The organism is Agrobacterium tumefaciens (assembly GCF_031801495.1).
GTDB lineage: Bacteria > Pseudomonadota > Alphaproteobacteria > Rhizobiales > Rhizobiaceae > Agrobacterium > Agrobacterium tumefaciens_K.
Window position 1 is genome coordinate 2,600,430 of record NZ_JAOEGC010000002.1, and the last position, 14,474, is coordinate 2,614,903.

At 58.9% G+C, this 14,474-nt stretch carries 11 protein-coding genes; 6 read left to right on the forward strand and 5 right to left on the reverse strand.

The annotated features are described in order from the left end of the window. The first annotated feature begins 2 nt into the window (after positions 1–2). Positions 3–1,280, forward strand: coding sequence for a TRAP transporter large permease subunit (locus N7578_RS21895; RefSeq protein ID WP_311112319.1), 1,278 nt, complete (start codon positions 3–5; stop codon positions 1,278–1,280). A gap of 36 nt (positions 1,281–1,316) precedes the next feature. Next, the gene (locus N7578_RS21900) at positions 1,317–2,324 is read left to right on the forward strand and encodes a TRAP transporter substrate-binding protein (protein WP_311112320.1); all 1,008 of its coding nucleotides are present in this window, start codon (positions 1,317–1,319) and stop codon (positions 2,322–2,324) included. Between the two features lie 118 nt (positions 2,325–2,442). Here N7578_RS21900 and acs read toward each other — a convergent pair whose 3' ends face one another. After that, a complete protein-coding gene (gene acs / locus N7578_RS21905) occupies positions 2,443–4,401 on the reverse strand; it encodes an acetate--CoA ligase (RefSeq protein ID WP_311112321.1) in 1,959 nt (652 codons plus the stop codon). A gap of 230 nt (positions 4,402–4,631) precedes the next feature. Here acs and N7578_RS21910 point away from each other — a divergent pair, with 230 nt between their 5' ends. Continuing rightward, a complete protein-coding gene (locus N7578_RS21910; RefSeq protein WP_311112322.1) occupies positions 4,632–5,333 on the forward strand; it encodes a DUF1013 domain-containing protein in 702 nt (233 codons plus the stop codon). A 75-nt stretch (positions 5,334–5,408) separates the two neighbouring features. Here the strand turns inward: N7578_RS21910 and N7578_RS21915 are convergent, their stop codons facing one another. Further along, complete coding sequence (locus tag N7578_RS21915) at positions 5,409–6,068, reverse strand: YggS family pyridoxal phosphate-dependent enzyme (protein ID WP_311112323.1); 660 nt, start codon at positions 6,066–6,068, stop codon at positions 5,409–5,411. 193 nt (positions 6,069–6,261) lie between these two features. Between N7578_RS21915 and leuS the strand changes: the two genes are divergently transcribed. The 3 genes from leuS to holA are packed head-to-tail and all read left to right on the forward strand — an operon-like array spanning position 6,262 to position 10,479. Beyond that, positions 6,262–8,892 (forward strand): leucine--tRNA ligase, encoded by a 2,631-nt coding sequence (gene leuS, locus N7578_RS21920; RefSeq protein ID WP_311112324.1) that lies wholly within the window; start codon positions 6,262–6,264, stop codon positions 8,890–8,892. Beyond that, positions 8,885–9,430 (forward strand): LPS assembly lipoprotein LptE, encoded by a 546-nt coding sequence (locus tag N7578_RS21925; RefSeq protein ID WP_311112325.1) that lies wholly within the window; start codon positions 8,885–8,887, stop codon positions 9,428–9,430. Before leuS ends, N7578_RS21925 begins: the two co-directional genes overlap by 8 nt. A gap of 11 nt (positions 9,431–9,441) precedes the next feature. Then, a complete protein-coding gene (holA, locus tag N7578_RS21930; protein WP_311112326.1) occupies positions 9,442–10,479 on the forward strand; it encodes a DNA polymerase III subunit delta in 1,038 nt (345 codons plus the stop codon). 54 nt (positions 10,480–10,533) lie between these two features. Here the strand turns inward: holA and fdxA are convergent, their stop codons facing one another. The 3 genes from fdxA to N7578_RS21945 all read right to left on the reverse strand — a co-directional run bounded on the left by fdxA (position 10,534) and on the right by N7578_RS21945 (position 14,463). Further along, complete coding sequence (gene fdxA, locus N7578_RS21935; RefSeq protein ID WP_311112327.1) at positions 10,534–10,872, reverse strand: ferredoxin FdxA; 339 nt, start codon at positions 10,870–10,872, stop codon at positions 10,534–10,536. 158 nt (positions 10,873–11,030) lie between these two features. Continuing rightward, positions 11,031–11,447, reverse strand: coding sequence for an RNA-binding S4 domain-containing protein (locus N7578_RS21940; protein ID WP_311112328.1), 417 nt, complete (start codon positions 11,445–11,447; stop codon positions 11,031–11,033). 4 nt (positions 11,448–11,451) lie between these two features. Continuing rightward, positions 11,452–14,463, reverse strand: coding sequence for a helicase-related protein (locus N7578_RS21945; RefSeq protein WP_311112329.1), 3,012 nt, complete (start codon positions 14,461–14,463; stop codon positions 11,452–11,454). Between the last annotated feature and the right edge of the window lie 11 nt (positions 14,464–14,474).

Genomic DNA, 14,474 nt, shown 5'->3' on the forward strand with positions numbered 1-14,474 from the left:
CCATGACACTTCTCGTTTTTGTCGGCTCTCTGCTGGGGGCCATGGCGATTGGCGTGCCCGTCGCATTCTCTCTGATGTTCTGCGGTGTTGTGCTCATGTGGTACATGGGCATGTTCAACACGCAGATCATCGCGCAGAACATGATCTCCGGTGCTGACACCTTCACGCTGCTTGCCATCCCGTTCTTCATCCTGGCCGGTGAGCTGATGAACTCCGGCGGCCTTTCCCGCCGCATCATCGACTTTGCGATTGCGTGCGTCGGACACATCCGTGGCGGCCTTGGCATCGTTGCGATTATGGCTGCGATCATCATGGCCAGCATCTCCGGTTCGGCTGCTGCCGATACCGCGGCACTCGCCGCGATCCTCATTCCGATGATGGCGAAAGCCGGTTACAACATCCCGCGCTCCGGCGGCCTCATCGCCGCAGGCGGCATCATTGCTCCGGTTATTCCGCCCTCCATGGCCTTCATCGTCTTTGGCGTGGCTGCCAACGTCTCGATCACCCAGCTGTTCCTTGCTGGCATCGTGCCCGGCATCCTGATGGGTATCTCGTTGATCATCGCCTGGCTGATCGTCGTGCGTAAGGACAACGTCCAGCCGTTGCCCAAGGCTTCGGGCAAGGAACGTCTTCTTGCCACGGTCCGCGCTGGTTGGGCGCTTGGCATGCCGGTCATCATTCTGGGCGGCATCAAGGCAGGCATCATGACTCCAACGGAAGCCGCCGTTATCGCCGCCGCCTATGCTCTTTTCGTCGGCATGGTGATCTACCGCGAACTGAAGCCGGCGGATCTGTTCCACGTTCTTCTGCGCGCTGCCAAGAGCACCTCGATCATCATGTTCCTGGTCTGCGCCGCGCTTGTCTCCGCATGGCTCATCACGGCTGCGAACATTCCAAACGAAGTCGCCGGTTACATCGAACCGCTGATCGATCGTCCGATGCTTCTGATGGTTGCAATGATGGTGCTGGTCTTCATCGTCGGAACCGCACTCGATCTGACGCCAACCATTCTCATCCTGACGCCAGTTCTGATGCCGATCGTCAAGCAGGCGGGTATCGATCCGGTCTACTTCGGCGTACTCTTCATCATCAACAACGCCATCGGTTTGATCACCCCTCCGGTTGGCGTCGTTCTGAACGTTGTCAGCGGTGTGGGACGCATACCGCTGGGCAAGGTGACGGTCGGTGTCTGGCCGTTCCTGGTGGCTGAAACCATTGTCCTGGCGCTGCTCGTCATATTCCCGGACATCGTCATGGTTCCGCTTCAGTACCTTCGTTAATCGCTACTTCTCGCAAACAATCCAAGGGAGGATATTATGAGAAAGCTTCTTCTGACCACCACCGCAATCGCGTTCGCTGTCGGCGCCGCAGCACCCGCGATGGCTGAATTCAGCAGCCGCAACATTCGCGTTTCGAACGGCATCAACGCGGACCACCCGGTCGGCAACGGCATCAAGGCCATGCAGGCTTGCCTCGACGAAAAATCCGGCGGCAAGCTGAAGCTCACCGCATTCTGGGGCGGCGCTCTCGGCGGCGACCTTCAGGCCACGCAGGCGCTGCGCTCCGGCGTTCAGGAAGCCGTTGTGACGTCATCGTCGCCGCTCGTCGGCCTGATCCCGGCTCTCGGCGTATTCGACCTGCCGTTCCTCTTCTCGAACGCCCAGGAAGCTGACGCCGTTATGGACGGCGCATTCGGCGACATGATGAACAAGAAGCTGGAAGAGCAGGGTCTGGTAAACCTCGCCTACTGGGAAAACGGCTTCCGCAACCTGTCGAACTCCAAGCGCGCCGTGAACAAGTGGGAAGATTTCTCCGGCTTGAAGGTTCGCGTGATGCAGAACAACATCTTCCTCGACACCTTCCAGAACCTCGGCGCCAACGCAACGCCGATGGCTTTCGGCGAAGTCTTCTCGGCTCTTGAAACCAACGCCATCGACGCGCAGGAAAACCCCTACGTAACGATCGATACGTCCAAGTTCTATGAAGTTCAGAAGTACATCACGGAAACGAACCACGCTTACACGCCGTTCCTCTTCCTTTTCTCCAAGCCGATCTTCGATAGCTACTCGGCAGAAGAACAGGCTGCCCTGCGCGAATGCGCCGTTGTCGGTCGTGACGAAGAGCGCAAGGTCATCCGCGACCTGAACAAGAAGTCTCTGGAAAAGATCAAGGCCGCCGGCCTCGAAGTGAACACGCTGTCGGCTGAAGAACAGGCCCGTATCCGCGAAAAGTCGATGGTCGTTTACGAAAAGCACAAGGCTGAAATCGGCGCTGACGTCGTTGACGCCGTTCTCGCTGACCTGAAGAAGATCCGCGGCCAGTAATCAATTCCCTTGAACTGCCGTAAAAAACACCCGGAGGATTTCCCTCCGGGTGTTTTTGTTTGTGTGGGCGGCAAGAAAAAAAGGCCGCCGAAGCAGCCTTTCCCAAACTCCCTGGCGATCAGGATGCCGCGAGCCTGTTCTGGCGGTTGGCGATCAGGTCATCCACGACCGCGGGATCGGCAAGCGTCGAGGTATCACCCAGCGCGCCGAAATCGTCTTCGGCGATTTTCCTCAGGATACGCCGCATGATCTTGCCGGAGCGCGTCTTGGGCAGACCCGGTGCGAACTGGATCTTGTCGGGTGTTGCGACCGGCCCGATTTCATTACGCACATGCTTCACCAGTTCCTCGCGAAGCGCGTAATCACCGTTCTGTCCCGCCATAAGCGTCACATAACAATAGATGCCCTGGCCCTTTATGGCATGCGGATAACCCACGACCGCAGCTTCGGAAACAAGGTGATGCGACACCAGCGCCGATTCGACCTCCGCCGTACCGAGCCGGTGGCCGGACACATTGAGAACGTCATCCACGCGACCGGTGATCCAGTAATATCCGTCCTCGTCACGGCGGCAGCCGTCACCGGTGAAGTACTTGCCCTTGTAGGTGGAGAAGTAGGTATCGATGAAGCGCTGGTGATCGCCATAGACGCTGCGTGACTGCCCCGGCCAGCTGTCGATGATGCAGAGATTGCCGTCGGCGGCTCCCTCCAGCACCTTGCCCTCTGCGTCGACGAGCTGCGGCTGCACACCGAAGAACGGCCGCGTGGCCGAGCCGGGCTTCAGGTCGGTCGCACCCGGTAGCGGCGAAATCAGGATACCCCCCGTTTCCGTCTGCCACCATGTGTCGACGATCGGGCTCTTGTCCTCGCCGACCACATGGTAGTACCACTCCCAGGCCTCCGGGTTGATTGGCTCACCCACCGTTCCGAGGAGCCGGAGGCTGGAGCGCGACGAGCGCGTGACGAACTGGTCGCCCGCCCCCATCAGCGAACGTAGCGCCGTCGGCGCAGTATAGAAGATGTTGACCTTGTGCTTGTCGATGACCTCCCAGAATCGGCCCTGATCCGGGAAATTGGGCACGCCTTCGAACATCAAAGTGGTCGCGCAGTTCGCCAGTGGTCCGTAGACGATATAGGAATGGCCCGTGACCCAGCCGACGTCGGCCGTACACCAGTAAACTTCACCATCCTTGTAGTCGAAGACATATTCGTGCGTCATCGACGTGTAGACCAGATAGCCGCCTGTCGTGTGCAGCACGCCCTTCGGTTTGCCCGTGGAGCCGGACGTATAAAGAATGAACAGCGGGTCTTCCGCCTTCATTTTCACCGGCGGGCAATCCGGCTTCACCGTGGCGATTTCCTGATGATACCAGAGATCGCGGCCAGGCGCCCAGCCAGTCTTGCCGCCGGTACGGCGCACGACCAGCACCTTGTTGACGATGACATACTGCTTCGCCGCGATGTCGATTGCCTTGTCGGTATTTTCCTTCAGCGGGATCGGTTTTCCGCCGCGTACACCCTCATCGCAGGTGATGACGAAGGTCGACTGGCAATCGACGATGCGCCCCGCCAGTGCTTCGGGCGAGAAACCGCCGAACACGACGGAATGGATGGCACCGATGCGGGCACAGGCCAGCATCGCGTAAGCCGCTTCAGGGATCATCGGCATGTAGATGGTGACGCGATCACCCTTCTTGACGCCATGCTTTTTCAGGACGTTCGCGAGACGGCAGACATACTCATAAAGCTGGTTGTAGGTGATCTTCTTGTCGATATAAGGGTTGTCACCTTCCCATATGATCGCCGTGCGCTCGCCATGCGTCTTCAAGTGCCGGTCGATACAGTTGTACGAAACATTGGTGAGACCATCCTCGAACCATTTGATCGGCACGCGTCCGCGGAATGAGGTGTTCTTGACCTTGGTGTAGGGCTTGAACCAGTCGATCCGCCGCCCGTGCTTGTCCCAGAACTTTTCGGGGTCTTCGACGCTCTCCTGATACCATTTCTGGTAGCGCTCGTTGTCGATGAGCGTGCGGGCTTTCGCCGACTTGAGCACCGGATAGATTTTGGCAGACATGCACTCCTCCTGGAACCTGATATGTCTCGTTTCCGCCCAAGACTCCCACCTCAGACATGTGTTCAATTCATAGCAGTTCAATAACTCACGGCAATTAGACAAAGGTCATTTGTTTCGCAAAGAATTGCAATTCTGATGCAATGCGGCTATAGAGCCAACATATCCCGGAAATTAGTGGTTAGTACCCACGGCCCGCGACACCGGCGCGGACGGACAGAAGGACTGTATCTATGGCTCAAACACTGCTCATGCCAAAGGCGACCGCCGTATGGCTGGTTGATAACACCGCGCTGTCGTTCGATCAGATCGCTACGTTCTGCAAGCTGCATCCGCTCGAGGTGAAGGCAATCGCCGACGGTGAAGCCGCGCAGGGCATCAAGGGTCTCGACCCGATTGCAACCGGTCAGCTTTCCCGTGACGAGATCGTGCGGGCCGAATCCAATCCGAACCACAAGCTGAAGCTTTCCGAGCCGAAGGTTCGTGTTCCCGAATCCAAGCGTCGTGGACCGCGTTACACGCCGGTTTCCAAGCGCCAGGATCGTCCGAACGCCATTCTCTGGCTGGTTCGCAACCATGCGGAACTGAAGGATGCGCAGATTTCGCGCCTCGTCGGCACCACCAAGTCCACCATCGAGCAGATTCGTGACCGTACCCACTGGAACTCGGCCAACCTGACGCCGATGGACCCGGTAACGCTGGGCCTTTGCAGCCAGATCGATCTCGACCTCGAAGTCGAACGCGCATCGCGCGGCCGCCCGCTGCCCACCGCAGAGGAGCTGGACAACACGCTGCAGCCTGCAACCGTGACGGAAGGCCTGAACTACAGCTTCCAGCGCGAGGAAGAAGAGCAGATCGACGCCGACGCGGTCTTCAGAAAACTGAGCTCCCTGAAGTCGACCAAGAACGACGAGGATGAGGACGATCAGTACTGATTCGCCCGTTTCGCGACCCATGTCGCGATTGATAAAAAAACCCGGCTCGAAGCCGGGTTTTTTGTTGTTATAACTTCATCGCGTCCCGAAAATCGCCGAGCCGACGCGGACGCTGGTCGCACCGAATTCGATAGCCGTCTGGAAATCACCGGACATGCCCATGGAGAGCTTTTCAAGGCCGCACTGTGCTGCGAGCTTGGCAAGCAGCGCAAAATGCGGGCCGGGATTTTCATCTGCCGGTGGAATGCACATCAGACCCTCGACCGGCAACTTCAGCTCATCGCGGCACAGAAGCACGAAGGCAACAGTCTCACGCGGATCGATACCGGCCTTCTGTTCCTCGAGCCCCGTATTCACCTGCACATAAAAGCGAAGTGCCCTACCCTGCTTTTCGCATTCCGCAGCAAGCACACGCGCGATCTTCTCCCGGTCGACACTCTGGATCACGTCGAACAGTGCCACCGCATCGGCCGCCTTGTTGGATTGCAGCGGCCCGATCAGATGCAGTTCGATATCCGGTGTATTTTCCCTCAGCGCGGGCCATTTTCCCTGCGCTTCCTGCACACGGTTCTCGCCAAAAATCCGCTGCCCGCAATCGATCACCGGCTGGATCGCATCGGCTTCGAATGTCTTCGAAACTGCAACAAGCGTAACGCTATCCGCCTTGCGGGCCGATTTTTCCGCAACGTCCGCGATCCGTTGCCTGACATCTTCAAGACGCGCTTCGATTTCCATGGGACGACCTTCGTATGAACCGTTTTCAACGCTAACTAGACGCCCACCGTCTTGATGCCAAGCGACTTTCGCACCATTTGAGGAACACTGGCCAAGATTGAGCGCCCGAATGCCCCGTCAAACTTGACGCCCCGGTCGTTTCATGGTGAAGGTCAGCGCAAATTTTCCCCTCGACACCCGGATTTCTAAAGACATGGCCATCGAACGTTACAATCCTCGCGACGCCGAGCCGCGCTGGCAGCAGAAATGGAACGAAGACAAGGTTTTCGTTACCGACAACAGCGATCCGCGCGAGAAATATTACGTTCTGGAGATGTTTCCCTATCCGTCGGGCCGCATCCACATGGGCCATGTCCGCAACTATGCGATGGGCGATGTCGTAGCCCGGTACAAGCGCGCACGCGGCTTCAACGTTCTGCACCCGATGGGCTGGGACGCCTTCGGCATGCCTGCCGAAAACGCCGCCATGCAGAACAAGGTGCACCCCAAGGACTGGACCTATCAGAACATCGCCACCATGCGCGGTCAGCTGAAGTCGATGGGTCTGTCGCTGGACTGGACCCGTGAATTTGCCACCTGCGATGTCGACTACTACCACCGCCAGCAAGCGCTGTTCATCGACTTCATGGAAAAGGGTCTTGTCTACCGCAAGCAGTCCAAGGTCAACTGGGATCCGGTCGACCATACGGTCCTGGCAAACGAGCAGGTGATCGACGGTCGCGGCTGGCGCTCCGGCGCTCTGGTCGAGCAGCGGGAACTGACACAGTGGTTCTTCCGCATCACCGACTTCAGCCAGGATCTGCTCGATTCACTGGACGAACTGGATCAGTGGCCTGAAAAAGTACGCCTGATGCAGAAGAACTGGATCGGTCGCTCCGAAGGTCTGTCTTTGCGCTGGCAGACGGTTGCCGCAACGGCACCGGAAGGTTTTTCGGACATCACCGTCTACACCACGCGCCCGGACACGCTGTTCGGCGCATCCTTCATCGCCATCGCAGCGGACCATCCGCTGGCAAAGGAACTGTCGGCAAAGAATCCGGCGATCGCCGAGTTCTGCGATGAATGCCGCCGTCATGGTACTTCGCTCGCCGCTCTGGAAACGGCCGAGAAAAAGGGTATCGACACTGGCGTGAAGGTCGTTCACCCGCTGGACCCGACCTGGGAACTGCCGGTCTACGTCGCCAATTTCGTGTTGATGGACTACGGCACCGGCGCCATCTTCGGCTGCCCCTCCGGCGACCAGCGCGATCTCGACTTCGCCCGCAAATACGGCCTGCCAGTCGTTGCCGTCGTCGCGCCCGAAGGCCCGGACGCGGAAAACTTCACCGTCGGCGATACGGCTTATGTCGATGACGGCGTAATGATCAATTCGCAGTTCCTGAACGGCATGAAGACAGCCGATGCATTCGAGGCGATCGTACAAAAGCTGGAAGCCCAGACGCTGGGCAACGCGCCGCAGGCGGAGCGCAAGGTCAACTTCCGTCTGCGCGACTGGGGTATTTCCCGTCAGCGCTACTGGGGTTGCCCGATCCCTGTCATCCATTGTGAAGTCTGCGGCGTCGTGCCGGTCCCGAAGAAGGATCTGCCGGTCAAGCTGCCCGACGACGTGACGTTCGACGTACCCGGCAATCCGCTGGACCGTCATGCCACGTGGCGGTATGTTTCGTGCCCGCAGTGCGGCCACGACGCACGGCGCGAAACCGACACGATGGATACCTTCGTCGATTCCAGCTGGTACTACACGCGCTTCACCGCACCATGGGAAGACGAACCGACCGACCCCAAGGTCGCCAACCGCTGGCTGCCGGTGGATCAGTATATCGGTGGCATCGAACACGCGATCCTGCATCTGCTTTATTCGCGCTTCTTTACCCGCGCAATGAAGGAAACCGGCCATGTGGATGTGAAAGAACCCTTCAAGGGGCTCTTCACACAGGGCATGGTCGTGCACGAGACCTACAGCCGCGGTGAAGGCACCGCACGCGAATGGGTCGCACCTGCGGACCTGCGGATCGATGAAACCGAAGGCAATCGCCGTGCCTTCTTGCTGACCTCCGGCGACGAGGTAAAGATCGGCTCCATCGAAAAGATGTCGAAGTCGAAGAAAAACGTTGTCGATCCGGATGATATCATCGCCTCCTACGGCGCCGATACCGCCCGCTTCTTCGTTCTGTCCGACAGCCCGCCTGATCGTGACGTCATCTGGTCGGAATCCGGGGTCGAGGGCGCACACCGCTTCGTTCAGCGCGTCTGGCGCATCGTCGGCGAAGCAGCCGATGAACTGAAAAATGTGGTCGCGAAACCGGCAACGGAAGGCGAAGGTCTGGTTGCGTCCAAGGCGGCCCACAAAACCCTGAAAGCCGTTCAGGAAGATCTGGACAAGCTGGCCTTCAACAAGGCCATCGCCCGCATCTACGAACTCGTCAACGCTTTGGCGGGTCCGCTTGCCGACGTGGCAGCCGGTGGCAAGTCGGACGAGGTCAAGGCAGCCGCACGCGATGCGGTGGAAATCCTGGTTCGTATGATTGCGCCGATGACGCCCCATCTGGCCGAGGAATGCTGGTCGGCTCTGGGCAATCAGGGCCTTGTTGCGCAAAGCCAGTGGCCGACTTTTGTCCCCGCTTTGGTCGAGGAAAACGACGTCACCATGCCGGTGCAGGTCAACGGCAAGAAGCGCGGTGAATTGACAATCGCGCGCGATGCGGATCAAGATACCGTCCGTGCGGCAGCGCTTGCGCTGGATGCCGTCAAATCCCTTCTTGCCGGCGGCGAGCCCAAGAAAGTCATCGTGGTTCCGCAAAGGATTGTGAACATTGTTGTCTGACGCTTTTTCGAGATGGAGCCGCACCGCAGCGGCACTTTCCGTCGTGCTGGTGGCTGGCGTTCTTGCTGGTTGCCAGGCCCGGCCGCTCTATGGCGAAGCATCCGGCACAAAGGATAGGCTGGCAGCTGTCAGCTTCGCCCCGGCCAATGACCGGATCACGCAGGTCGTTCGCAACAACCTGATTTTCCTTGCTTCTGGCGGCGCCGGTGAACCGGCAACGGCTCAGTACAATCTCAAGATGATCGTCAGCTCCAGCGCTAGTTCGACCGAGGTCGAGAACTACGATCTGACATCGCGCACGAACAATAACTACGACGGGCCTTACCCGGGCCGCATTGTGATGAACGGCCAATACGTTCTGACGCGCATTTCGGATGGGCAGATCCTGCGTTCCGCCCGCCGTAGCGTTACAGCACAGGCTGACCTGCCACAGCAGGAATTCGCCAAGATCCGCGCGATCCGCGATGCCGAAAACCGTGCTGCACGCGAACTGGCTGAAATCATCCGCACGGATATCGCCGCCACGCTCGGCCGCTGAGAACAGCTGCCGTGTCGGAGATAAAATCCCATGAATTCGAGCGCTTCGCCGAAAACCCGGCGGAGCGTTTTCGCATTTTTGTACTCTATGGACCAGATCGCGGCCTTGTCTCCGAACGGGCAAACATCATTGCCAAAAAGACCGGGATCGATCCGGATGACGCTTTTGCGTCTCTCAAACTAAGCGCATCCGACCTGCAGGGCGATCCCGGTCGCCTTCTGGATGAAGTCAACGCCATCGGGCTTTTCGGGGGCGAGAAACTCGTCTGGGTCAAGAACGCCGCAGCGGAGAAAGCTCTGGTTGATGCGCTTCAGGTACTCGCCGAAAAGCCACCGGAAGCAAGCTTCCTGATAATCGAAGCGGGCGACCTCAAGAAAGGGACAGGGCTGCGCAAGATCGCGGAGCCTGCCCGCTCCATTGCCGCCATTCCCTGCTACGCGGACGATGCCCGCTCACTGAATGCACTCATCGATCAGGAACTGTCCGGAGACAATCTTCGTATCGCCCCGGCGGCGCGCCAGAGACTGATTGAATCGCTCGGCGGCGATCGCATTGCCTCCCGCAATGAAATCCGCAAGCTGGCACTCTATTGCCGGGGTATGGACGTCATCGAGGAAGAAGACGTGATGGCCATCATCGGCGATGCCAGCGCGATCTCCACCGACGATGCGGTGGATGCGATTTTGAAGGGCGATCGAAACGCCTTTTTCCACGCAACGCAGAAGATTATCGCGTCGAAGACACCCATTTTCCTTGTTCTTCAAGGCTGCCTGAAGCAGTTCCAGCTCCTCGATCAGATGCGGGCTGAAATGGACGAAAAGAAGCTGCAGGCCGGGCAGGTGATGCAGACACTTGGGCGGCATATTCACTTCCGTCGCAAGCCGGTCATCGAAAGAGCGCTACGTACCTGGCAGCCAGCAGCAATCGCCCGTGAGATGAACCGTCTGCAGGCCGCCATCCTGCAAAGCCGCCAGCGGCAAAGCCTGGAGGAAAGCGTCGCCCTTCTGACGCTGCTGGCGACCACCCTGCAATCCGGCAGGGCCCAATAAACAAAAGCCCCGGCTTGACCGGGGCTTTGGATAGAAATCGCAAAAAACGAAAAATCAGTCGCCCTTGCCGGGTTCTGCGGAGAAATAAAGCTCCAACTTGCCCTCAACGCCGTCCATTTCCTTTGCTTCCGGCATCGCATCACGCTTGATGGTGATGTTGGGCCAGATTGCCGCATATTCAGCGTTCAGCTTCAACCACTTGTCCAGACCCGGCTCGGTATCGGGCTTGATAGCCTCGGCGGGACATTCCGGTTCGCATACGCCGCAATCGATACATTCATCAGGATTGATAGCCAGGAAGTTCTCACCCTCGTAGAAGCAGTCTACGGGGCATACTTCAACACAGTCGGTATATTTGCAGCGGATGCAATTATCGGTCACGACATACGTCATGATGAACTCCAGAATATGCTGGCCGGGTCATTGGGCTTCGGAACACAAGCCGTCGCCCGGATTTTCAGACAGGGCATTTTCGCATGTGACGTAATGCGTTTATCATCCGATGGCAAGAATAAACAGTTCCGAAATAACGGCGCGCGTAGTCGCTTATTCTAATCGCGATCTTCACTGGCGTCGGAAATGAACTTGTCGAGCGCTCTGCGCTCCTTCTTCGTCGGGCGACCACTGCCGGGCTGGCGCATCGCCTGCTCAAGCTGTGTTATCCGTTCTGCCGCCTCGCGTGGCGGCGTGATGTCGTCGTAAAGCAGTTTCGCTTCCTCATAAGGGCCGCGCCGCTCTCCACCGCTCTTCACGATCAACACGCGGTCCATTCGCTCGAAGCGGATGTCCAGCCTGTCGCCCGTCTTGACCATATGGCTGGACTGACGGACGACCGTGTCGTTAACCCGCACCAGACCGGACTGGATATAGCCCTGGGCAACAGAGCGTGATTTGGCCATGCGAGCAAAGAACAGCCACTTGTCCAGACGCTGACGCGTACCTGCGAGTGACTGTTCGTTGCTTCCCATGGGATTACTTCTTCAGCTGCTCCTTGAGAGCAGCGAGCTTTGCAAAGGGCGAATCCGGATCCAGCGGCTTCTCCTTGCGAGGCGGCTTGGCTTCGAAGCGCTGCTGACCCTGCTGGGGCTTGCCACCGCGTTCGTTGCGATCCGGCCTGTCCTTGCGCTCACCGCGATCGTTGCGGTTGCCACGGTCAGGACGACCGCCATCACGCTTGCGCTCGCCATCACCACGGTTCGCTGCTTCACGGTTGTCACGGCGACCTTCGCCACGGCGCTGCTCGCCATCACCACGTCCGGCCTGATCACGACCCTGGCCACGGTTGGCAGGACGGCGATTTTCACCGCGCTGGTTTTCGTTACGACCGCCCGGACGCCACAAGAGCACGGGCTTCGGCTCCGTTGCGTCTGCGTCAACGACAGGCACTTCCGCAGCAGCAACGTCAGTAGCGGGCGCTTCAACAGCAACCTCAGCCTCAGATGCATCATGGGCATCGGCATCGTCATGGGCGGCTTCAGCCGCTTCGCTCGAACCGGCATCGTCAGCCTTGGCAGGTTCACCGCTCTGGTTGGCGAGGAAGGCCTGTGCCTCCTCCGCCGTCACCTGATCGGCACGGTAGCCAAGACCCTTGAGGATCTCTTCCATATCGTCGAGCGTCGCACCCAGAATGGAAAGCATGGCCGTCGTCGTCGTGAAACGGCGACCGTCATAGGCGCCTTCCGGGCGTGGTTGCGCGCCGGGCTTCCACTGCAACAGCGGACGTATAAGGTCCGCCAGACGTTCGAGAATGTCGATACGGACGGCGCGCTTTCCAAGGAAGCGGAAACCGGCAAGCTTGTAGAACATGCGCTCGAAGCTCGGATCGGTCACCACGGAGGTGCGGCCCGCAGCCAGAACCGGAATGAGATCGCCGTAACCCGGCTTGCCCAGTCCATCGTTCTTCAACGCCCACAGCAACGTGACCAGTTCAGCCGGTGCTGGCTTGAGAAGTGCAGGCAGGAAAACATGATATGCGCCGAAACGCACGCCATAACGGCGCATCGAGGCGCGCATGTCCTGATCCAGAGACTTTACATCTTCTGCAACGTCGCGGCGGAACAATACGCCGAGATTTTCAACCAGTTGGAACGCCAGGCCCTTTGCCAGTCCCTGAAGGTCTTCTGCACGCGAAATATCGTCGAGTGGCTTCAGAACGGTGGCAATCTGATGATTGACGAAACGTTCGACACGCGCCAGCGCATGATCACGGGCATTGCCGCTCAACTGCTCATCAGCCAGCAGGATCACCCGCGGCTTCATGATGTTGTCGCCTGCCGCAAGCCGCGCGACCGGTTCGCCAAGCCAGCGCACCAGACCATCGGAGCTTAAAGCCAGGTCGCCATTGCCGCTGGCATGCAGGCGCGCAGCGCGCGCCTCGTATTCCAGCGCAAGCGCCTTTTGCGCCGCAGACTGTACGGCCTTCTGATCCGGCCCTTCCGTTCCCGGTGCCGGCGTAAACCGGAACCCGGCCAACTGACCGACGTGATGACCTTCTACGAAGACATCACCATTCACACTGATTTCAGCTTCAAGCATCGCATTCTCTCTCAGGCGCCTCATGAGCACAGATGTCCTGCGATCAACAAAGCGTTTCGTCAACCTTTCATGTAACGCATCGGACAATCGATCCTCGATTTCCCGCGTCTTTTCTTGCCAGTGTGTCGGATCGGCAAGCCATCCAGGGCGGTTCGATACATAAGTCCATGTTCTGATCTGCGCAATCCTCGCGGACAGCGTATCGATCTCTCCATCGGTGCGGTCCGCCCGGCGCACCTGTTCGGCCATGAAATCCTCGTTCACCGTACCGCGTTTGACCAGATCGAAATAGAGGGTCGAGATAAGGTCGGCATGCTGTGCAGGCGCGATGCGACGATAATCGGGCAACGCACACGCCTCCCACAGCTTTTCGACGCGCTCCGGGCTCGTCGTGACGTCAATGATCTCCGGATAACGCGACAGATATTCAAGCGACTGCTGGTCGATTGCCGGAAGGGCTCGCGACAAACCCTGAATGGTCGGAGCAGCATCGAGGCTGTTTCGCAGATTGCCGATCGAAGAAAAGTCGAAGTCCTTGGTTCGCCACTGCAACACCTTGACCGCATCGAACTGATGCGTTTCGACACGCTCCACAAGCTCGTCGTCGAATGGATCGACGCGGCCGGTCACGCCAAATGTACCATCGCGAAGATGTCGGCCCGCGCGACCCGCAATCTGGCCTATCTCGGCCGGGTTGAGATTGCGGAACTGATATCCGTCAAACTTGCGGTCCTGCGCAAAGGCAACGTGATCGACATCGAGATTGAGCCCCATGCCGATGGCGTCCGTTGCGACCAGATATTCGACGTCTCCGGATTGATAAAGTCCAACCTGCGCGTTGCGGGTGCGCGGCGAAAGCGCCCCGAGAACAACGGCGGCACCGCCGCGCTGTCTGCGCACCAGTTCGGCAATGGCATAGACCTCGTCCGCTGAAAACGCGACGATTGCCGTACGCTGCGGCAGGCGGGTGATCTTTTTCTGACCCGCATAGAAGAGCTGGGAAAGTCTGGGACGCTCGACCACGACGATGCCCGGAAGCAGCTTCTCCAAGATCGGGCGCATTGTGCCGGCACCAAGAAGCAGCGTTTCTTCCCGCCCACGCAGATAAAGCACGCGGTCGGTGAAGATATGCCCGCGCTCCAGATCACCGGCAAGCTGAACCTCGTCGATCGCCACGAAGGCGGCGTTGGTTTCACGCGGCATGGCCTCGACGGTGCAGACGGAATATTTCGCTTTTGGGGGAGCAATCTTTTCTTCGCCGGTAATCAGCGCAACATTGGCCGCACCCACTTTTTCGACCAGACGGGTGTAGACTTCCCGCGCCAGCAGCCGCAACGGCAGACCGATGACACCGCTACCGTGCGCCACCATGCGCTCAATGGCATAGTGAGTCTTGCCGGTATTGGTCGGGCCGAGAACGGCCGTGACACCGCGGCCGCTCAGGATCATGGGGCGAAAAT